Annotated in this window: 19 protein-coding genes and 1 tRNA gene; 10 read left to right on the top strand and 10 right to left on the bottom strand. The window is 53.1% G+C overall.

What is annotated here, in order from left to right; all coding sequences use genetic code 11:
• Window position 1: 1 nt before the first annotated feature.
• Window positions 2-1,321, bottom strand: coding sequence for an MFS transporter (locus JCM12308_RS18445; RefSeq protein WP_014284062.1), 1,320 nt, complete (start codon window positions 1,319-1,321; stop codon window positions 2-4).
• A 47-nt stretch (window positions 1,322-1,368) separates the two neighbouring features.
• Window positions 1,369-1,647, bottom strand: a complete 279-nt coding sequence (locus tag JCM12308_RS18440) for a metal-sensing transcriptional repressor (protein WP_054784702.1) — start codon at window positions 1,645-1,647, stop codon at window positions 1,369-1,371.
• Between the two features lie 225 nt (window positions 1,648-1,872).
• Between JCM12308_RS18440 and JCM12308_RS18435 the strand changes: the two genes are divergently transcribed.
• Entirely contained in the window at window positions 1,873-2,634 is a 762-nt protein-coding gene (locus JCM12308_RS18435) for a nucleoside hydrolase (RefSeq protein WP_208978738.1), read from the top strand.
• Window positions 2,544-2,834 carry a hypothetical protein gene (locus JCM12308_RS30410; protein ID WP_373282388.1) on the top strand — a complete coding sequence of 97 codons (291 nt, stop codon included), beginning with the start codon at window positions 2,544-2,546 and terminating at the stop codon, window positions 2,832-2,834. Before JCM12308_RS18435 ends, JCM12308_RS30410 begins: the two co-directional genes overlap by 91 nt.
• A 5-nt stretch (window positions 2,835-2,839) precedes the next feature.
• Here the strand turns inward: JCM12308_RS30410 and JCM12308_RS18430 are convergent, their stop codons facing one another.
• On the bottom strand, window positions 2,840-3,436 hold the full coding sequence (locus tag JCM12308_RS18430; protein WP_008552745.1) for a LysE family translocator: 597 nt from the start codon (window positions 3,434-3,436) through the stop codon (window positions 2,840-2,842).
• 82 nt (window positions 3,437-3,518) lie between these two features.
• Between JCM12308_RS18430 and JCM12308_RS18425 the strand changes: the two genes are divergently transcribed.
• Window positions 3,519-4,940: an aminotransferase-like domain-containing protein gene (locus tag JCM12308_RS18425; RefSeq protein WP_208978736.1), complete on the top strand. Its 1,422-nt coding sequence runs from the start codon at window positions 3,519-3,521 to the stop codon at window positions 4,938-4,940.
• Between the two features lie 72 nt (window positions 4,941-5,012).
• Here JCM12308_RS18425 and JCM12308_RS18420 read toward each other — a convergent pair whose 3' ends face one another.
• On the bottom strand, window positions 5,013-6,014 hold the full coding sequence (locus JCM12308_RS18420; protein WP_008552761.1) for a BMP family lipoprotein: 1,002 nt from the start codon (window positions 6,012-6,014) through the stop codon (window positions 5,013-5,015).
• 425 nt (window positions 6,015-6,439) lie between these two features.
• Between JCM12308_RS18420 and JCM12308_RS18415 the strand changes: the two genes are divergently transcribed.
• Window positions 6,440-7,231, top strand: coding sequence for a lytic murein transglycosylase (locus tag JCM12308_RS18415; protein WP_208978747.1), 792 nt, complete (start codon window positions 6,440-6,442; stop codon window positions 7,229-7,231).
• Window positions 7,232-7,302: 71 nt separating this feature from the next.
• Here the strand turns inward: JCM12308_RS18415 and JCM12308_RS18410 are convergent, their stop codons facing one another.
• The 5 genes from JCM12308_RS18410 to purU all read right to left on the bottom strand — a co-directional run bounded on the left by JCM12308_RS18410 (window position 7,303) and on the right by purU (window position 11,122).
• The gene (locus JCM12308_RS18410) at window positions 7,303-8,127 is read right to left on the bottom strand and encodes a Rho GTPase-activating protein (RefSeq protein ID WP_014284066.1); all 825 of its coding nucleotides are present in this window, start codon (window positions 8,125-8,127) and stop codon (window positions 7,303-7,305) included.
• The gene (locus JCM12308_RS18405; RefSeq protein ID WP_014284067.1) at window positions 8,124-8,597 is read right to left on the bottom strand and encodes a type III secretion system chaperone; all 474 of its coding nucleotides are present in this window, start codon (window positions 8,595-8,597) and stop codon (window positions 8,124-8,126) included. Before JCM12308_RS18405 ends, JCM12308_RS18410 begins: the two co-directional genes overlap by 4 nt.
• Window positions 8,598-8,702: 105 nt before the next feature.
• On the bottom strand, window positions 8,703-9,134 hold the full coding sequence (locus tag JCM12308_RS18400) for a type III secretion system chaperone (protein ID WP_054784700.1): 432 nt from the start codon (window positions 9,132-9,134) through the stop codon (window positions 8,703-8,705).
• A 195-nt stretch (window positions 9,135-9,329) separates the two neighbouring features.
• Window positions 9,330-10,256 carry a bifunctional methylenetetrahydrofolate dehydrogenase/methenyltetrahydrofolate cyclohydrolase gene (locus JCM12308_RS18395; protein WP_054784699.1) on the bottom strand — a complete coding sequence of 309 codons (927 nt, stop codon included), beginning with the start codon at window positions 10,254-10,256 and terminating at the stop codon, window positions 9,330-9,332.
• A gap of 8 nt (window positions 10,257-10,264) precedes the next feature.
• On the bottom strand, window positions 10,265-11,122 hold the full coding sequence (gene purU / locus JCM12308_RS18390) for a formyltetrahydrofolate deformylase (protein WP_008552676.1): 858 nt from the start codon (window positions 11,120-11,122) through the stop codon (window positions 10,265-10,267).
• Window positions 11,123-11,497: 375 nt separating this feature from the next.
• On the opposite strand from purU, the gene JCM12308_RS18385 reads away from it, so the two are divergent.
• The 6 genes from JCM12308_RS18385 (at window position 11,498) to JCM12308_RS18365 (ending at window position 19,218) form a co-directional block, all read left to right on the top strand.
• The gene (locus JCM12308_RS18385; RefSeq protein ID WP_054784698.1) at window positions 11,498-12,622 is read left to right on the top strand and encodes a glycosyltransferase; all 1,125 of its coding nucleotides are present in this window, start codon (window positions 11,498-11,500) and stop codon (window positions 12,620-12,622) included.
• A gap of 274 nt (window positions 12,623-12,896) precedes the next feature.
• Window positions 12,897-13,511, top strand: coding sequence for a TolC family protein (locus JCM12308_RS32440; RefSeq protein ID WP_208978735.1), 615 nt, complete (start codon window positions 12,897-12,899; stop codon window positions 13,509-13,511).
• The gene (locus JCM12308_RS32435) at window positions 13,472-14,458 is read left to right on the top strand and encodes an efflux transporter outer membrane subunit (protein ID WP_208978746.1); all 987 of its coding nucleotides are present in this window, start codon (window positions 13,472-13,474) and stop codon (window positions 14,456-14,458) included. Before JCM12308_RS32440 ends, JCM12308_RS32435 begins: the two co-directional genes overlap by 40 nt.
• Entirely contained in the window at window positions 14,455-15,609 is a 1,155-nt protein-coding gene (locus JCM12308_RS18375) for an efflux RND transporter periplasmic adaptor subunit (protein ID WP_014284073.1), read from the top strand. The genes JCM12308_RS32435 and JCM12308_RS18375 overlap by 4 nt, the downstream gene beginning before the upstream one ends.
• Window positions 15,610-15,617: 8 nt before the next feature.
• On the top strand, window positions 15,618-18,983 hold the full coding sequence (locus tag JCM12308_RS18370) for an efflux RND transporter permease subunit (protein WP_054784697.1): 3,366 nt from the start codon (window positions 15,618-15,620) through the stop codon (window positions 18,981-18,983).
• Between the two features lie 160 nt (window positions 18,984-19,143).
• A tRNA-Gln gene (locus JCM12308_RS18365) sits at window positions 19,144-19,218 on the top strand.
• Between the two features lie 92 nt (window positions 19,219-19,310).
• On the opposite strand, the gene JCM12308_RS18360 is transcribed toward JCM12308_RS18365, so the two are convergent.
• On the bottom strand, window positions 19,311-19,655 hold the full coding sequence (locus JCM12308_RS18360) for a hypothetical protein (RefSeq protein WP_054784696.1): 345 nt from the start codon (window positions 19,653-19,655) through the stop codon (window positions 19,311-19,313).
• Window positions 19,656-19,662: the final 7 nt, after the last annotated feature.

Here is a 19,662-nt window from a genome sequence, read left to right as displayed (position 1 = left end):
GTTACAAACTGCTCGGCCACCGAGTGTGCAAGTCGTCAATCTTGAACTCATGCACGTGGCTCTTGCCGACTTTGTCGACGCCTTTGGCCCAATGTGGGTCATTGTCCGGCAGGTCTTCATGGCTATGACGCAGCTTTTGCGCATCTTTACTTGGCCAAAGCACCATGGCGGTAAACACGCTGATCCACGCCAGAGCCGCCATGGAAAGAAAACTGGTGGGAATACCAAAGCTGGAACCAACCCAGCCTGCCAACGGATATCCAACCAACCAACATACATGGCTGAGAGCAAACTGACTGGCAAACACAGAAGGCAGATCACTCCCTGTTGCTGACCGTCGCAAAACACGGCCTGAGGGCGTCTGCGCTGCAGAATAACCAAGCCCCATCAGGAACCAGAGCGGCAACAACTGCGTAAAGCTGCTCAGAAGAAAACCAAAGCTCAGGCACACAGCCATCACGCTGGCGCCAAGGATCATCACACTCCGGTCTTTGAAGCGTTCCAGCACCTTCGGCAGGCTAAGGGCTGTAATCATGGAACCCGCTCCAAAACAAGCCAGAGCAATGGCAACATCATCTGCTTGCAGCCCAAACGTGCCTTGCACGATCACCACGGTGTTCACAATCACCATGGCACCACCTGCAGCAACGGCCAGATAAACAGCCAGCATGCCGCGCAGGCGAGGGGTACTCAGATAGATACGTGTTCCCTGTGTAATACGCTTCACTGTACGTTGGTTCTCAATCGGCTTCAGCTTGGGCAAGGTGACGGACACAACAAGCGCAGCAGAAGCGAGGAAGCCAATCACCGTGCCGCCAAATAACCCATGGAAGTTGATCACCAACAGCAAACCAGCCGCAATCGTTGGGCTCAGCAGGTTCTCCAGATCATAAGCAAGACGGCTGAGAGAGAGGGCGTTTGTATAGTCTTTCTCTTCTGGCAAAACGTCTGGAATAACCGCCTGAAAGCTAGGCGTGAACGCAGCAGAAGCCGATTGCAGCACAAAGATGAGCACGTAGATCTGCCAGATCTCAGTCACGAAAGGTAGTGCGAGCGCAACCGCCGCACGGATTAGGTCCAGCCCCACAAGCACAGCACGCCGTGGCAGCCGCTCAACAAAAGCCGCAGCGATGGGAGCCAACCCAACGTAGGCAATCATCTTGATCGCAAAGGCGGTTCCAAGCACTGAGCCAGCTTCATCTCCGGCGATGTTGAACGCCAGCAGGCTCAGCGCGACAGTGGCGAGGCCAGTACCGAACAGCGCAATAACTTGGGCAAGAAACAGGTGGCGATAGGTACGGTTCGCGAGTACGGAAAGCACGCGGAAACTCCTTTGGCTTCTTGTTTTCTTGAGTTGAGTATATCCCCCTACAGGTAACGGGAGATTGCCTTGAACTCTTCAATCGTTTGCTCGGAATTTGCTTCCGGATTATCGACAGCATCATCAAGGCAGTGGTCGAGGTGATCGTAGATCAGGGTCTTCTTTGCCTGCATCACTGCTTTCTCAACGGCATGAAGTTGTTGAGCTATTTCCACGCAAGGCCGGCCATCCTCAATCATGTTAATGATCGAGCGCAGATGCCCATTGGCGCGTTTCAGGCGATTAACAATTCCCGGATGGGATTGATGTGTATGCTTCTCAGTCATGACTTGCTTGTATCCCCCCTAGGGGGATAATGCAAGAAGGCTTCAGATTGCAAAATCGCGGATAAATCATTTCAGTAACCCTTCGTGATATGCTCCGCAGCACAATGAAGTCGGCTGTTTGGCGTCAGGACCACGGAAACGAGGGCTTGTATGCCAATGCAGAATGCTGAAACTGAACCTGATTGATGGATATGCGTTGCCAGTTAGGTGCGCCGGGAGAGTGACGTGCCGGATAATTTTGTTTTTGCAGTGGACACGGATGGCGGCATTGATGATGCCATCGCACTCATGATGCTGATCGGTGCAGGTAGGAAGATCGACTTCATCACCACCACATTTGGTAATGTAGATGTTGAACAAGCCACGCAAAACATTCTGGACACACTAGCGATCTGCAATGCAGATATTCCCGTCCACAAAGGCGCGTCTGATCCCACCGTTGGTGAACGGATTGATGCTGTTTATGTACATGGTCAAGACGGCTTAGGCGGTGTCGAGCGCCCACAGCATCTGCTCAAACCTTCTGGTGAAACAGCCCATAATGCGCTGAGAGATGTCCTGCGAAAAGCTGAACTTGGTGGACCTAAACTACAGATCCTGACCATTGGACCGCTGACCAACCTGGCAGAGGTTCTGCGCGAAGAGCCTGACCTGGGAGCAGGGATTGACCGTATTTGGACAATGGGCGGCACCTGTCATGGCAGAGGCAACGTCACACCTGCAGCCGAGTTCAACATCCTGTGCGATCCGGAAGCCGCTAAAATGGTGCTTTCACAAGCGGTTAACACGACCATGATCCGTGGGAGCCTAGCCTTCATGATGCCCTCCCGGGGGATGTGGTTGATGGCATCTTTGATCGTCTGGGCGATACGATCCCCGCCAAATTTGCTGAACATATGTGCGCATTCATGCGTCAACGTGGTCAGACCTGGTACCACGAAGACCTTCTCATCCTGCCTGACCCTCTGGCCGCAGCAGCCCTGCTAGATCCGGAGGTGATCGCAAGAACAATCGTCTGTGGCGTACTGGTAGAAACCGGCGGTGAATTTGCCCGCGGCGCAACCATTCTGGACCATGAAGGCAAATCACAGGCTCCGATCATCGGCATTATGGAGCAGGCCGACCGCACGAAAATGGAGCGTATTCTGGAAGGTACACTGGCAGCGCTTGCATCACGCCACCAGTGATATCATCAAAGAAGCAGAGACCATGCAGTGGCTGCAAGCATCGCAACAGCCATGGCAATCGTAATGCCGCGCATCAAGGTTCCTTCTCCGATCACCTTCAGAATTGAAACCCCAACCATCGCCCACATGCTGTGAGAGATCATGCCGCCAATCAGGAACCCGGCGGTCAGGATCGCGGCGTTTTCATAAAGCCCCATACCATTTGCTGCGAAGAAGCTTGTGAACGCCACAAGGCTCATGGCCCATGTTTTCGGGCTAAGTGGATGAATGAGCAAACCTTCCCAGAAGGTTGGCAAGCTGACTTCGCCCTTCGGCTTGATGTTCAGCTGCACGATGCGCCATGCCAGATAAGTCATGTAAGCCATAGACGCGAACTTGAAGAATGTAACCAACGGGCCACCGCGTGCCATCAGCTGCCCCAACCCAAAGGCCACACATAGGTTCAGCACAAGGCTACCGATTTCTGCCGCAACAATAACCGGAAAGGCGGTGCGATAACCGGCGCTGGCGCCAATTGCCATGAAGGTCAGGTTTCCCGGTCCCGGTGTGCCGGTCATAATGGCTACAAAAATCGCAAAGGCGCTGAGTGATGCCCAATCCATATTGTCATTCCAGTCAATTGATACAATCTACACAGCGTGCTAAGTTATTGTATCGATCGTATCTATCAATTGCTTTATTGTTATGAATACAATGTGGAAGCCCGCCCCAAACAAGCTCACATCCCCCAAATACCTAAGCATTGCAACGGCTTTGGAACACGACATCCAGACAGGCCGCCTTGTGGAAGGCGATCGCCTGCCGCCGCAACGCGAGCTGGCTTACCAGCTCGGTGTGACGCTTGGGACAATCACCCGCGCCTATGCGGAGGCAGAGCGCAGGAAACTGGTGCGCGGTGAAACGGGCAGGGGCACGTACATCGCCAAAACCAGCAGCACCCACTCTCCGCTGAACCTAATGCCCAACACTGAAGGCATTCAGAGCTATGATCTTGCTCGCAATTTGGGGATGGCTCACCTGAATCCGGATTTGGGCAGCATGCTGCGAGAACTGAGCGAAGATCCGCTCGTCAACTCCCTCAACGAATATGGCCCGTCAGAGGGCACGCCGCAGCATCGTGAGATAGGCGCACACTTCCTCTCTGAGTTTTATAGCGCACCCGCCAGGCCCAGCCAAACGCTCGTCACATGTGGCGCTCAGCACGGTATTCAGATCGCTTTGCAAGCCATGTTCAACCGCGGAGACGCCATCGCAGTTGATGCAATGATCTACCCACCCATTCTGTCTGTCCTGCCAGCTCTGGGGCTTCAGATTGTGCCGATTGATGCGGAGTGTGATGCAAACGGCCATATGGGGGCAATGTCTGCAGATGCATTGGAGGACGCTTGCAGTAAACACGATATTCGCGGTGTCTTCCTCATTCCGAACGCTCAGAACCCAACCACCCACACAATGACCAGCAAAGAGCGACAAAGGCTGGCCGCCGTCATTGAGAGGCACAATCTCACCGTCATTGAAGACGATCCCTACACGCCTTTCATCTCGCAAAAGCAGGAGAGTTTTCTGGAACTCCTGCCAGAAAGCACCGTGCTGATTGGTTCACCGTCCAAGGTTATGTCCGCAGGTCTTCGGACCGGCTATATCCATGTTCCAAACAACGTCAAAACAGCCTTTGCAAACGCCATTGGCGAAAGCACATGGATGGCTTCTCCACTCAACGTGGAGATTGTTTCCAGATGGATCATGGGTGGAGAGCTGCAAGCAACACTGCAGATAAAGCGGGATCTTCTGAAACACCGTTACCATGCCCTGAAGGCGATGTTTCCGGCAGTCACGCTGCAAGGCGGTGAGGAAAAGCTGTTTACATGGATGCAGTTGCCGGAGCAGCAAAATGCAGAGTTGGTGGAGCAGGCTGCGCTCCTGCGCGGGGTAGAAGTGCTATCCCATCGCCATTTTCAGGCTGTACCTCGCACCGATACCAACGCGCTGCGCATCAGTCTTTCAACCATCGCGCAGGACACTCATTTTGAGGATGCTATATCCCTGCTGAAAGACTCCATAGATCAGCTGGGCAGCAATCAAACACCGCGCCCGATGGTCGGCTAGGCAATAAAAAAGCCCCCGCCTGAAGTTCAGGCAGGGGCCGAAATCTGACCTAAGCCAGCATACTAAGAGATCTTAGTATGGGCAGGACATGTCGCTCATGTAGTCATGAACGGTGATTTTGCCTGCGATGATGTCTGCGCGTGCTGCTTCAACAGCTGCTTTCATCTCTTCGCTAACCAGTGGAGCGTTGTTTTCGTCCATTGCGTAGCCAACACCGTCTTCAGCAAGACCAAGAGACTGGATGCCGGTGGTGAACTTGCCTTCTTTCGCATCCATGAATGCGTTTGCAACAGCAACGTCAACGCGCTTAACCATGGAGGTCAGCACTTTGCCTGGAGCCAGGTGGTTCTGGTTGGAGTCAACGCCGATGAACTTCTTGTCTTCATCAACAGCAGCCTGAAGAACACCAAGACCGGTGCCACCAGCAGCAGCGAAGATCACGTCTGCGCCACGTGCGAAGTGAGACTTAGCAAGCTCACCGCCTTTAACTGGGTCGTTCCATGCAGCTGGAGTAGTACCAGTCATGTTAGCGAACACTTCACCGTCTTTATTGGTGGTCAGTGCGCCCTGCTTGTAACCACAGGAGAACTTGGAGATCAGCGGGATGTCCATGCCGCCCACGAAACCGATCTTACCGGTCTGGGAAGCGAGCATTGCCATCATACCTACGAGGTAAGAACCTTCCTGCTCTTTAAAGACAACAGAGCGAACGTTTGGCAGATCAACAACGGAGTCGATGATTGCAAAGTTTACATCTGGGAATTCTTTAGCAACTTTTTCAACTGGAGCTGCCTGTGCGAAGCCCATTGCGACGATTGGGTTCATGCCGCGGCGAGCAAAGTTGCGAAGAGCCTGCTCACGCTGGGAAGCGTTGGAGATCTCAAATTCGCGATATTCGATACCGGTTTCAGCCTTGAAAGCCTCAGCACCATTGTAAGCAGCTTCGTTGAATGACTTGTCGAACTTACCGCCCATGTCAAAGATAACTGCAGGTTTAAAGTCCGCTGCCATAGCAGTTGTGCTCATTGCTGCTGCCAATACTGCGGTTGCAGCGATGGTTTTGATGGATTTCATACCCATTCCTCCGTTATATCCCAATGGGAAACCTTCACGTTGCCCGGTCGCCAAGTCTGTTTTCACCACAAGTTCCCAACCTGGAGACTCACCTCATTGAGGTTAGCGTCTAAGTGCATACCTTCCCCTGCGTAAGTCCAGCTAAGTGTTAGCTTGTCCTTAATTATGCGCCTATAGGTTGTCCAAAACGATCAGGCATGTTGAAAACAGTTCTGTGTACGGCCTTTAGTTGGACACATGCCGGTGTTAGGATCAAGGTTAAAATGCGAATAAATATATTAGGACTGCAAAATTTTTCAGTTATCCGCCAATTTGGCTAATATTGTTCGTTAGAACCATCAAAATTGCTTAGTGATCACGCAGGAGTTTGGGGTGTTCGAATCATTTATTGAGACTGTAAAGGTCAAAACTAGAAAAGCTGGGCTATTACTTGGCGCTGGTCTGTTACTTGTAGGCGTATCATCAGCCAGGCAGCGACCTGTGGGGATACAGGAGCAGGGTTTGACCGCTGGCTCGCATCCTACAAAAATACGCTGCAATCCCAGGGGATCTCCAAGGCAACTATTAACAAGTCACTGAGCGGAATTACGTATAACCGCAAGGTCATTGGTTACGATCGCAATCAGAAATCCTTCAAACTCAGCTTCGAAGAATTCTACAAGCTTCGCGTCAACAATGCGCTGATCAACAAAGGCCGCAAGTTGATGAAGAAGCACAACGCGCTCTTCACCCGCATTGAGAACGAGTTTGGCGTTCCGCGCGAAATCATTACTGCTATCTGGGGCCTTGAAACAGGCTATGGTCGTGGCATCGGTAAGATGAATACCATTCGCGCACTGGCAACGCTGGCCTATGACTGCCGCCGCGCAGATTTCTTCCGCAACGAGCTGTATCATGCACTGTTGATCGTCCAGAAAGGCGACTTGCAGCCAAGCGAAATGAAGGGTGCTTGGGCAGGCGAACTCGGCCAGACCCAGTTCCTCGCTTCCTCCTACATTAAGTTCGCGATTGACTACAGCGGCGACGGCAAACGTGACCTGCTGTACAACACAGCAGACACTCTGGCATCCACCGCGCACTTCCTCATGTCCTACGGCTGGCAACCAGGCCAACCATGGGGACCGGGCACACCAAACTACGAAGTGATCCGCTCATGGAACCGCGCTGGTGTATACGTCAAAACCATCCAGATCATGGCTGAAAAACTGAGCAACTAATACAGCCTGAGAAATGTAAAAAAGGCCGCTGAGTATAACACTCAGCGGCCTTTTTTTGTTGGGAAGCAATATTAGTCAGGGCGATTGATCAGTGTGGTAAAGAACTGATTCAATGTACCTGCAAGCTTTAAGTCTTCATTCTTCGAAATGCTTGGACCAAAGCAAATGCCAAGATTGGTTGCGTTCATATCGTTGTCGGCTTTATGCCCTTCGACCATTTTTGCGAAAGTCACAGCGTCCTGAACAAGTACAGGCAGATCGCCTGGTTCAGGCAACTGGCTGTTGTCTTGCCTAAACTGTTCAACAAAGCCAAGAACGATCCGTGAGTCATCATCAGTCAGGTTATCACGCAGGTTCTGTCTGAAGGTAGACGCAAGCGCGTGAGGTGATGTGCCTTCAAGTGCATCCGGGTTTCTGGAACTGATCAAACTGTTGATCGTCGATTTAGCTCCTGGGATACGCACGATACCCTGAGTACTCAGCTCGTCAGGATGGCTATTAAAGTGCTGAATAATCGCTTTGTTCTGCACCTCAGCTTCATGCTTATGAAGCACAGCGAAATCGATACCTGTAGAAATCTGCTTTACCGTCAGGCTATGAAACTTTCCATCGGTGTATCCGCAGGCATTGCAGGCATATTTGTAGGCCTGCTCGCCCAACTCTTTGCCAAACTTGTCTTGCAGCGCCGTGCGAAATGCGCCTTGATCTTGAGCTTTTTCAGTTTTCTCAGAGGAACTGAGATTGTGCCAGGACACCAACTTTCCTGCCAGTGTGGAGCTTGCTTCGCGGGTTTGCAAAGCGCCACTATCTGTCACAGTCAGCTTCTGGTCTAAATTACCGCTAGCAACATGGCTGTCGATGGCGTTTTGAAAATGTGCGAGGTTAATTGCAGTCATACTCTCATACCCAATGTTTCAAATGAATGTTCTGTTGTTGCAGGTGCAGAGTGTTGCCAGTCCATCTCAAGCGGGGCTGAGCTGCTCAGACGCTCATGCCAGGAGGCAGAAGTGCTGATGAACTGCTCCAGCTTTTCCTGCAGAGTGAAAGAAGATTTGTCGGCAATGTCGACCACCTGAGACAGGTTGATACGGTCTGAGGCCGGATCGAGGTTGAAGCTCATGCCATGGCCAAGTGTCAGCACACAGTTCGTCTGCATCAGCGCTTTCAGCTTTGCTGGGTCATCGCAAGGTTGCGTGTTCACGACCGCATTAAACAGCAGGGTCTGCGTGTCCTCGCGCCACTGCACCGTCATGAAGAGTTCTTTCTCGAGCCCAAGCAGAAGCGTGTTGTCTTCATTCAAAGACAGGCCATCAAGGCCAATTCTTCGACCGATCTCGTTCAGAAGTTCATCTAATAACTGGCGCATCGCTCCCCCGCCTAACTTGAGGCATCCAAGTTGTGCTGCTCGGATTTATTTAACTGTTGTGATCAGATTAGTGTTTCGCGTTTGAAAGCTCTGTTCTTTTCAGCACTAAGAGGCGGTGGTAAGTGCTTTTGCGGAGGTGTTCTGAAGCACGGAGTGTGTACCCTCTGCAAGCCAGAAGGCAGCGGTTGAAACCAGATCAATCAGTCGTTCAGGGACTTTGTGGTCCTGCACATCAGCAACGCTCCAGCGCTCACAATAAAGCGCCTGCATACTGTCTTCATCAATCGCCAGCCGACCTGAGCCTGTCGCGTTCCCACGGCAATTCGCCGTGAGCATTGCCGTTAAGATGCTCGGATCGCTCAAATTCAGATCGGGTAGATAAAAGCTGAACTCCAGATTGCTGTCATCAACGCGGCTTAGGAAGCCAGAAAAGCTGCCTTCAAACACCAACTCTGCATGACCGGAACCATCAAAGGCCAACTCAGGCAAGCCAAGTGTTTGGCCTATAACTGCGGTGACACGATCCGCACTATGCATTTGCATCTCCTCAATCACATTGCTTGAGAAGAAGCTAGCGATGCACCAAAGCGTGTGATGTGCCAGAAAATACAACTAGTGAGAAAAGTGTAAATAAAAACAATGTGCTGTAAAGCACAGGGGGCGCGGGGTAGGAGCGCAACTGAAAAAAGAAAGGCTCCGATGGAGTGTCGGAGCCTTTCCTGAAAATCTGTTTTAGCTGTTCAGCGCTTCAAAGAGCGGCGGCTCTTCGCTCAGCCCCATCAGGCGGCGCGCAGCGGTCAGCGTGTTGCTCATCAGCATGGCGATGGTCATCGGCCCAACACCGCGTGGAACTGGCGTAATCGCCGCTGTATGACCAAGCGCTTCATCAAACGCCACATCACCAACAAGGCGGGTCTTACCTTTACCTTTCTCAGGCGCAGGAATGCGGTTGATACCAACGTCAATCACAGTAGCACCCGGCTTCAGCCAATCGCCTTTGATCATCTGCGGACGACCAACAGCAGCAATCACGATATCCGCACTTCGGACTACATCCGGCAGGTCCTTTGTACGGGAGTGCGCGATGGTCACAGTGCAGTGTTCTTGAAGCAGCAGCTGTGCAATCGGCTTGCCGACAATGTTGGAACGGCCAACAATCACAGCAGTTTTGCCAGATAGATCGTCGCCCAGTGCCTTCTTCGCCAGCAGCACGCTGCCTGCTGGTGTACATGGCACCAATGCACGGTCCGTATTGCCGCTGCCCAGAAGACCTACGTTGATCGGATGGAACCCGTCGACGTCTTTTTCTGGTTTGATCAGATCAAGAACTTTGTTCTCGTTGATGTGCTTTGGCAGAGGCAGCTGCACGAGAATACCGTGAACAGCTTCGTCTTCATTCAAACTCGTCACAAGAGCGAGCAGCTCTTCTTCACTCACATCAGCCGGCAAGGTGTGCGTGATGGAGTTGAAACCACATGCTTTTGCAGTCCGGCCCTTGTTGCGTACATAAACCTGACTGGCAGGGTCTTCACCCACAATCACAACAGCCAACCCTGGCTTGACACCTGTTTCAGATTCAAGGCGCGCAGCACGCGCAGTGATCTCGTCAGTTACAGATGCAGCAATGGCTTTGCCGTCGATAATAAGAGCCTCACTCATGGCAAGTCCTATTTAAAGATCACGGTACGATCACCGTTAAGGAGGATTCGGTGCTCCAGATGATAGCGGACAGCGCGAGCAAGAACCTGACTTTCCGTATCACGCCCCTGGGCAATGAGTTCGTTCACCGAATGGAAGTGTTCAACCCGGCTCACGTCTTGCTCGATGATCGGGCCTTCGTCAAGGTCAGCGGTCACATAGTGCGCTGTGGCACCAACCATCTTGACGCCGCGTGCATGGGCCCGGTGATATGGTTTTGCACCTATAAAGCTAGGCAGGAAAGAGTGGTGGATATTGATCACCTTGCCAGCCAACCTCTCACAAAGCTCGTTGGAGAGAATCTGCATGTAACGCGCAAGGATCACCAGATCAATGTTTTCGCGCTCCACCAGCTCCACAATCTGGGCTTCCTGCTCAGCCTTGGTCTCTTTGGTCACCGGCAGATAATGGAATGGAATCTGCTCATGCTCAACGCGGGACTGGTACTTGGTGTGGTTGGAAGCAACCGCCACCAGGTCCATCGGCAGCTGACCGGTGGAATTACGGTAGAGCAGATCGTTCAAGCAGTGACCCATTTGGGAAACCAGCACCAGAACACGTGGCTTCTTGGAAAGGTCATGCACTTTCCAGTCAAAACCATAGCCCGTTGCCACAGGGCCAAAGCCCTCTTCAAACTGCTCTTTGGTCATCCCTTCAGGTGCATTGAAGGAAATGCGCATAAAGAAGCGGTTGGTCTCTGGATCGCCGTATTGGGCGCTCTCGCAGATGTTGCAGTTTTGAGAAGCGATTGAGTTAGCAACCGCTGCAACGATCCCTTTTCTGTCTCCGCAGGAAAGGGTGAGCACATAGTTTGCCTGAGTGTTCATAGGAGGCTTAATCTACACGTTTGAACTGAATTTGCTGCCGCGCACAATAGGCGGGAGCTCCTAATTTTTAAAGGGCAAATCATCATTGAAATGCAGAAAAAAGTGTTGTGCTGCAGCAATGTGATTCATTTTCATACCAGCGGTAGAAACCAATAAAACCACTAAGCTTGTGCGGACAGATCCAGATGTGCCGGACATGGGGTGCCAAGTACGAAATTACCCTGATAATTGCATTGGGAGATAACCGGGTATCAAATCAACCAGATTGAGAACAACACCGTAGATTTCTAGATTGAGCTTCGGTGCAAGCTCTCTGAACCAGGTTTCCGGGTGTCTGAAGACGCACCAGATCGACCGGGGGGCCGGGGGCGCGTCATGAAGCTCTTTATTGTTCAGGAAAGCTTCCTTGATGAAGACATTACAGAGATCACCGAGGTGGTCGCCAACGGTCTTGCCGCGCGCCAACACAACATCACGCTGATCACCCTTACCGGTAAGCCAAGAGATCTCTCCCACTACTCACCGCGCATCACACCAGTCTTTCTGGAAAAAGCCAGAGCTGCCGCCGCTGCTGCTGGTGTTGCCCGCATGGTGGAGAAAGAAAAGCCGGACATCATTTTGTCTCACGGCACCGGCAGCAACATCGCCTGCCTCAGCGCCGTCAAAACTCGCTCTCGTCTTAAAGTACCCGTTGCAATCACGCTGCATTCTTCAGTGACCATCTCCAGCAATCTGGCGATAGAAACCCAAAAGAGCGCAGCAACCATTGCAGTTCCTTTGCTCTACCGTGATGCTGACAGGGTAATCTGTACGCTCAAATCCATCGAGCATGTGGTCGATCTTTGCGAGCAAGTACCCAAGGAAAAGACCTGCATCATCTACAATCCTCTTGTCGAAATGAACGTGTTTGAAACGGCGGCGGAACCCATAGAGGAGGATTGGTTCGATCCCCATGGGGCCAGCAAGGTGATCAGTGTCGGCGGCACATCCAGCCAGAATGCCAACCACCAACTCCTGCGCGCCATGGCCCTCAGTCGCTACAAAGACAACCTGCGAGCTTATCTTCTTGGACGCAGTGAGGATCAGGAGGAGATGCGTTTGCTCGCTTCAAACCTCGCGCTGGATGACATCGTCACCATACCGGGAGAGGTCGAGAAACCAGAACGCTTCCTCCGCGCTGCCAACGTTTATGTCTCTACCTCCCAGCAAGACAGCGTCCCCGGAGAGATGGTCCGCGCCATGGCACTCGGCACACCAGTCATTGCTCTCGACAGTGGGGCAGGGGCGAGGGAAGTGCTCAGTGACGTCCGCAATGGCTGGCTGGTGCCTGCTAGTGATGCCGATAAACTCTCAGAAGCAATCCTCGCAGCCGTTAAGTGCGACCGCTCCGATGATACACTGGCGACCCGAGCCCGCGACTTCTCTCAGGAACGCGCGATCGATGCCTATGAAAAGCTGCTCCTCTCCATGATTTCTGAGCGTGTGTCAGACCTGCACTAAGCCACATCGAAAATGCGCATCCCATAGGATTTCGCAGCTTAACCATCTAATATAACTAGGTAAAATAGGACGCATCACACCATTAGTTTGGGATAACCCACCCCACACCAGAAGCGTGTTTGACCTGCAAAATCAGCATCAAGTACCCTTAGATAAGCCGTGTTCTTGGCCAGTGTTTAAGTGTGCGTATAGCTTCGTTCTCCGCCAATAAAAGATGCAGGTCATTGGAGCACCACTGTTGAGTTTCTGGTACGGGTTAAGCAGCAAGAAGACAATGTCTCTTGCGCCTGCGTTGCGTGGGCGTTCAGGACTGCCTCTGCTCTTTTTGCTTTCCGCCTGTATGGTTGGCCCGGACTTTAAGCGTCCTGAACTATCCCCTGAAGCCCGTTATGTCCGCAATGATCCCGGCGCTACAGTTTCTGCAGACATACAAGGCGGGGCCTCACAAAACTTCTCCACTCAAAGAGACCTGCCCGGAGAGTGGTGGGAGCTGTTCGAATCTGAGGCCCTCAACACCTATGTAAGTCTCGCTGTCGCTAACAGTCCCACAATTGCGCAGGCAGAAGCCAATCTCAGGCAGGCACAGGAAAACGCCTATGCTGCTGGTGCTGCGCTCTACCCAACAGTCACCGGCAACGCCAGTCGCAACCGGCAGAAGTTCCCGATTGGTGGGGGCGGTGCTAGCGAGATCGTGGCGAACTTGAATCCGTTCTTCACGACCTACAGTTTATCACTGGCCATCTCTTATACGCTCGACGTTTGGGGAGGCACACGCCGAAACATTGAAGCGCAAGTCGCGAACATCCAATACACTCAGTTTCAGGTTGAGGCAGCGCACCTGATGCTGACATCCAACCTGCTAAATGCGGTGATCTTGGAGCCTCCCTAAGAGGCCAGATCCGTGCCACGGAAGAAATCATCAAGGTCCAGCAGAAGCAACTTTCCATTCTGCGGGCACAGTTCAGGTTGGGTGGTGTGGATGAGAGTCAGGTCCTGCAACAGCTTGCAACACTGGAGCAAACCAAAGCGACGCTGCCACCCCTGCAACAACAGCTGGTTGTTCAGAAGAACCAGATCAAGACGCTAGGTGGTTTCTACCCGACCCAGAACATCGTGAAGGAGTTTGATCTTGCGGATCTGAAGTTGCCACGAAAACTGCCTTTGAGCTTACCGTCAGAACTGGTTGCTCAACGCCCAGATGTGCGGTCTGCGGAGGCGCAGCTCTGGGAGGCCAGTGCAAACATCGGGGTTGCTCTGGCAAACCAGCTTCCTAGTTTTCAAATTACTGGGAACGTTGGCAACGAATCTGATGTTTTCAATCGCCTGTTCTTTTCTGGAACAGGTGCATGGCAAATCAACACATCAATCGCGCAAACTATTTTTGATGCTGGAGCGCTTAACAGCCAACGCAAGGCCGCAGTTGCTGCCTTTGAAGCCTCTGCCGCCAACTACCGTGAAACCGTTGTGACGGCATTTGGAGATACAGCCAATGCCATCAGCGCGCTGGAGAATGATGCCCGTGCGTTGAAAGCCAGCTTGGCAGCGGAACGTTCTGCAAAAAAAAGCCTGCGCCTGACACAGCAGCAATACAATGTGGGCGCCATTGATCTGACAACACTGCTGCTCGCAGTGCAGACCTATCAGCAAGCGAAAATCAATCTGGTGCAGGCTCAGGCCGCCCGCTTCACAGATACAGTCGCTCTTTTCATCGCGCTGGGCGGCGGTTGGTGGAACCGTCCGAATGCCGCGCCAATCAGGGACGGAAGACCTCTCACCATCATCTCGGCTGTACCGCCGTTTAATCGAAAGCAGATACAGCCGGTGAACCAGCCATGAGTGAACACAAAAAGCCCAACATCAAAAAGAATATGATCATCATGCTGATTTGCGTGGGCATCGCGTTTGGTGGTCTCTATGCGTTCCAGCTCTATAAAGGCCGGGTCCTCAGCAAAATCGTCTCAGGCTTGCAGAACAAGATCGAAACCGTCTCCTCCTACAAAGCCACCAAACAGCTCTGGACAGACAAAGTCTCCGCCGTTGGCACACTCATCGCCATCATGGGAACAGACCTGACCCCTGAACTGCCGGGCACAATCACACATATCAACTTCTCTTCCGGCGAGGATGTTCAAAAAGGCATGTTGCTGATTGAGCTGGATACCACGCAGGAAGTGGCACAGCTAAAGTCCCTGCAAGCTCAGGAAACACTGGCTCGCCAGACCCTCGACAGAGATCTGAAGCAATACAAAGTCAACGCCGTCAGCAAGCAGCAGATCGATGTCGACTGGTCAAACCTCAAGAACCTGCAGGGACAGGTTCAAAACCAACTGGCGATCATCGCAAAGAAAAACATACGCGCACCATTCTCAGGCCGACTGGGCATTCGGCAAGTGAGTGTCGGACAGCTTCTCAATCCGGGTCAGGCCTACGTCAATCTTCAGCAGCTTGATGATCTCTTCGTTGATTTCTACATCCCGCAGCGCTTTCTCAGCACGATCAAGCAGGGGCAGGAGATCGAGGTCTCGGTCGATACTTATCCCGACCTGACGATCAAAGGCAAAGTGGTTGCTGTTGATGCGCAGGTTACCGTAACCAACGGTAACGCCAGAGTGCGCGGACGCTTTGCCAATCCCAACAAAGAGCTGATCCCGGGTATGTTCGCGGATGTGGAAACGGTGGTCTCCGCACCGAAAGAGCAAGTCACGGTGCCGCAAACAGCCGTCACCTACAACTCCTATGGCATCACAGTGTATGTGCTGACCAAGACAGACGAAATGCACATGAACAAGCCGGTCTACACCGCTAAACAGCGCTTCATCGAAACCGGCTCAAAACGCGGCGATCAGATCGTCATCTCCAAAGGCCTCAAAGCGGACGAACTGGTGGTGAGTGCTGGGCAGCTCAAACTGCGCAATGGCTCCAAGGTGGTGATTGATAACTCCGTACTGCCGCTCAATGACCCTAACCCGAAACCAGTCGAGCAGTAGGAGGGGCCATGAACAGCTTCACTGAGATCTATGTTCGTCGCCCCGTTCTGGCCTCCACCATCAGCCTGATGATCTTGGCGCTGGGCCTGCGTGCCATCTTCCTGCTGCCCGTGTTGGAGTATCCTAAAACAGAAAACGCCGTCATCACCATCTCCACCACATTGTTTGGTGCTAGTGCTGAAACGGTTGCAGGCTTCATCACCACCCCATTGGAAGAAGCCATCGCGCAGGCCAATGGCATCGACTACATGACCTCCACCAGCGCCAGCACGGTCAGCACCATCACAGTCAATCTGGTACTCAACTATGACGCTGATAAAGCGCTGACGGAGATCAACACCCAGATCAGCTCCGTGCTCGACCAGCTGCCGCAGGAAACCCAAAACCCGGTGCTGACCATCCAGATCGGTGAAACCATCGATGCCATGTATATTGGCTTCACCTCAGACGTGATCGACCGCAACCAGCTCACTGACTACATCGTCCGCGTGGTCCAGCCGCAGGTGCAGGCCATTGAAGGCGTACAGAACGCTGAGCTGTATGGCGAAAAACGCTTTGCCATCCGCGTCTGGCTGTATCCGGAAAAGCTGGCAGCTTACGGTTTGACGGGCACTGATGTCTCAAATGCTCTGGCCCGAAACGACTTCATTTCCGGGGTCGGCAACACCAAAGGGCAAATGGTGCAGGTGGAGTTGACGGCCAACACCAACCTGACGGATGTCGAGGAGTTCCGCGAGCTGGCGGTTACTCAAAACAATGGTGCCATTATCCGTTTGCGTGATGTGGGCAGAGTGGTGCTGGGGTCAGAGGACTATGATCAGGCCGTTCTCTACTCAGGAAAACCCGCCGTTTATCTCGGTGTTCAAGCGGCCCCATCCGCAAACGTGCTCGCCATGCTGGAGGAAGTGCGCCAGCTTGTCCCAAATGTTCAGGCAGCTATGCCTCCGGGATTGGAAGCCAAAATCGTTTACGATTCCGGCCTCTTCATCAACGCTGCAATCGATGAGGTGATCAGCGCACTCGTTGAGGCACTGGTGATCGTGACTTTCGTGGTCTTCCTCTTCATTGGCTCACCACGCACCGTTGCCATTCCGGTCATCGCAATCCCGCTCTCGCTCATCGGCACATTCTTCATCATGCTGGTGCTCGGCTACTCCATCAACCTGCTGACCCTACTCGCTTTGGTGCTCGCCATTGGCCTCGTGGTGGATGATGCTATCATCGTGGTGGAAGATGTAGAACGACACATCTCTGAAGGGAGCACGCCGTTCCGTGCCGCCGTACAGGCCGGGCAGGACTTGGGCAGACCCATTATCGCGATGACGGTAGTTCTCGTCGCCGTATATGCCCCCATCGGATTTCAGGGCGGCCTGACAGGAGCGCTGTTCACTGAGTTTGCCTTCACAGTGGTGGGCTCCGTAACCATCTCAGCCATTGTCGCCCTTACACTAACACCAATGATGAGCTCCAAAATCCTGAAGGCCAGATCTCAGGAGTCGACCGGTTGGGACGACGCCTTGACTAGAACAGTGGACGATATCTACGACCGCTTCCGCAAACGCTATTTACGTGCGCTGGAAGCATCACTGGATAATCGCCCGGTCGTTCTCACGTTCGCATTCCTGATCCTCGCCAGTATTCCGGTCCTTTATTCCACCTCCCAGCAAGAGCTGGCCCCGCAGGAAGATCAGGGGCTGGTTTTGGCCCAGTCAACACCAGCACCTTCCGCCACCTTGCAGCAGAAAATGCTCTACACCGAAGAGATCTACCGTATTGCTCATGGGTACTCTGAGGTTGAAGGTGTCTTCCAGCTGGTGCTCTCTTCCAGCGTTCTGTCCGGTGTCTTGCTCACACCATGGGATGAGCGCGATAAAACAGCCACCGAGTTACAGTATGAAATGCAGCCCTTCATGGAAGGGGTAACAGGTTTTGAAACGGTGATGTTCCAGAACCCACCACTCCCAGGCAGTAGCGGCTTGCCGGTTCAGTTCGTTATCAAGACCACTCAACCCGTCGAGAAGCTCTACGAAGTTGGGTCACAGGTTCTGGAAGAAGCGCAGAACTCCGGCAAGTTCATCTTCATCGATAAGGATCTGAAGATCGACAAACCGCAGGGCAAAATCAACATTGACCGCGATCGGGTCGCCGAACTCGGGCTCACCCTGCAGGATGTTGGCCAATCCCTGACGGCTATGATGAGCGGCGGCTACATCAACTACTTCGATTTTGATGGCCGCTCCTACAGGGTTATTCCGCAGATCATTCAATACGATCGCCTCAACCCGGAGCAGCTTCTCGACACCTACATCAGTGTACCCAACAGCACGCCCACGCCCAGTGGGTCTTCGAGTGGTGGCGCGCAGAGCGGTGCGGCCTCTGGTAGTAGTGGTGGGGCTAGCGGTGGTGGTGGCAGTGCAGCTTTCAGCAGCGGCTCCGGCAGTAACCCGGCAGCCAGCGGTTTCGGCAGCAGCAGTAGCGCTGCACAAAGCGGTGCATCCGCTCCTGTCACGACAACCACCACATTTGCATCAGGTGGTTCTGGCGGCGGTGGTTCTTCAACCAGCATCGCCCCACAAAGCACAGTTGTGCCGCTCTCCAGTGTGGCGACGCTTGATATGCAAGTTACGCCAGAGTTCATCCCACACTTCCAGCAGCAAAACTCCATGACCCTTTCAGGTGTGCCGAGCTTCGGGGTACCTCTGGCAGAGGCTTTGCAGGTTCTACAACAGATTGCAGCAGAAGAGCTTCCAGAAGGATACGATGTGGACTATGCCCAGCAATCCCGTCAGTTTGAGCAGGAAAGCAGCGGCTTTGTTGTCACCTTCGCTTTTGCTTTGCTCATCATCTTCCTGACGCTCGCAGCCCAGTTTGAAAGCTACCGCGACCCAATCATCATTCTCGTCTCCGTGCCCATGTCCATCGCAGGAGCGCTGTTCTTCATCAACATTGGGCTGGGCGGTGCCAGCATCAACATTTATACGCAGGTCGGCATCATCACGCTCATGGGCCTGATCTCCAAACACGGTATTCTCATCGTGGAAGTTGCCCGCGAACTGCAGGAAAATCAGGGCGCAACCAAACGGGAAGCCGTGGTTGGTGCCTTGCAAATCCGCTTGCGTGCGATCCTCATGACGACAGCCGCCATGGTGCTCGGCGTTATCCCGCTGGTGCTGGCCAGCGGAGCAGGAGCGGCCTCACGCTTCAACATGGGACTTGTGATCGCAACAGGCCTGTCCATCGGCACGCTCTTCACGTTGTTCGTGGTGCCCAACGTCTACATGCTCATCGCGCAGGATCGTTCAAAACTGACTCAACCTGATGAAAACGCAGAAGGAAAGCCAAAAGGAGACGGAGAACCAGACCCAGCCTCCTAAGATCAAGCTGGCTCTTTTGAAAATCACAGCAGCAGAAATCTGCTGGGCCACACTGAAATAAACCCAACTGTGGAACACTTGTAAGTTTCTCACAGCAAAAAGAAATTGAGTGGTTGCCTATTCCAAATCATAAAGCTATAACCCGGCCCACACACAGCGATGGGGTGTAGCCAAGTGGTAAGGCAACGGTTTTTGGTACCGTGTATCGTAGGTTCGAATCCTACCACCCCAGCCATTCTCTCCTAAAATTTTGTCCGATAGTTCTCCGCGCAAGCATCTGTTTGTGTTCCGGAAACAGCTGTGCCGCTCTTTCCCTTTTTTCACATCTCAGCTCTCTGAAATCCCCGCACCCTCCGTGCCAGGCTGTTTGCGGGCAGGCTTCGTCAGTTCTGACAGATTGAGGCAGCTGCCGTTTGAGGCGGGGAGGACGATCCACGCGCCGGCTTTGTAGAGTTTTGCGGCAAGCTGTGGGGTGTCGCTTGCGAACACGGCGATCTTGTCGTCGTAGCTCAGTATCCTGACGGAAGCGGGAAGCATCTCCATCTGCAGGCTTTGAGGATAGGGCACAGCGACCTCATCCACACTGCCAACAAAGGGCACGGCGAGCCCGATGGCCCCCCATGCCAGTGTGATGGCAGCAAGGATAAGAGCAACACGCTTCAACTTGCTCAACTCAGGC

Source organism: Pseudovibrio denitrificans JCM 12308, from assembly GCF_001310815.1.
Classification (GTDB): Bacteria; Pseudomonadota; Alphaproteobacteria; order Rhizobiales; family Stappiaceae; genus Pseudovibrio; species Pseudovibrio denitrificans.
The sequence above is the reverse complement of the archived record's forward strand: the minus strand, read 5'-3'. Positions and strand labels throughout refer to the sequence as shown.

Excerpts from the sequence above, each read along its gene's own strand:
- JCM12308_RS18440 (WP_054784702.1), bottom strand. The coding sequence starts at position 1,647 with ATGACTGAGAAGCATACACATCAATCCCATCCGGGAATTGTTAATCGC.
- JCM12308_RS30410 (WP_373282388.1), top strand. The coding sequence starts at position 2,544 with ATGTGCGCATTCATGCGTCAACGTGGTCAGACCTGGTACCACGAAGAC.
- JCM12308_RS18430 (WP_008552745.1), bottom strand. The coding sequence starts at position 3,436 with ATGGATTGGGCATCACTCAGCGCCTTTGCGATTTTTGTAGCCATTATG.
- JCM12308_RS18425 (WP_208978736.1), top strand. The coding sequence starts at position 3,519 with ATGAATACAATGTGGAAGCCCGCCCCAAACAAGCTCACATCCCCCAAA.
- JCM12308_RS18420 (WP_008552761.1), bottom strand. The coding sequence starts at position 6,014 with ATGAAATCCATCAAAACCATCGCTGCAACCGCAGTATTGGCAGCAGCA.
- JCM12308_RS18410 (WP_014284066.1), bottom strand. The coding sequence starts at position 8,127 with ATGACTGCAATTAACCTCGCACATTTTCAAAACGCCATCGACAGCCAT.
- JCM12308_RS18405 (WP_014284067.1), bottom strand. The coding sequence starts at position 8,597 with ATGCGCCAGTTATTAGATGAACTTCTGAACGAGATCGGTCGAAGAATT.
- JCM12308_RS18400 (WP_054784700.1), bottom strand. The coding sequence starts at position 9,134 with ATGCATAGTGCGGATCGTGTCACCGCAGTTATAGGCCAAACACTTGGC.
- JCM12308_RS18395 (WP_054784699.1), bottom strand. The coding sequence starts at position 10,256 with ATGAGTGAGGCTCTTATTATCGACGGCAAAGCCATTGCTGCATCTGTA.
- purU (WP_008552676.1), bottom strand. The coding sequence starts at position 11,122 with ATGAACACTCAGGCAAACTATGTGCTCACCCTTTCCTGCGGAGACAGA.
- JCM12308_RS18385 (WP_054784698.1), top strand. The coding sequence starts at position 11,498 with ATGAAGCTCTTTATTGTTCAGGAAAGCTTCCTTGATGAAGACATTACA.
- JCM12308_RS32440 (WP_208978735.1), top strand. The coding sequence starts at position 12,897 with ATGTCTCTTGCGCCTGCGTTGCGTGGGCGTTCAGGACTGCCTCTGCTC.
- JCM12308_RS18375 (WP_014284073.1), top strand. The coding sequence starts at position 14,455 with ATGAGTGAACACAAAAAGCCCAACATCAAAAAGAATATGATCATCATG.
- JCM12308_RS18370 (WP_054784697.1), top strand. The coding sequence starts at position 15,618 with ATGAACAGCTTCACTGAGATCTATGTTCGTCGCCCCGTTCTGGCCTCC.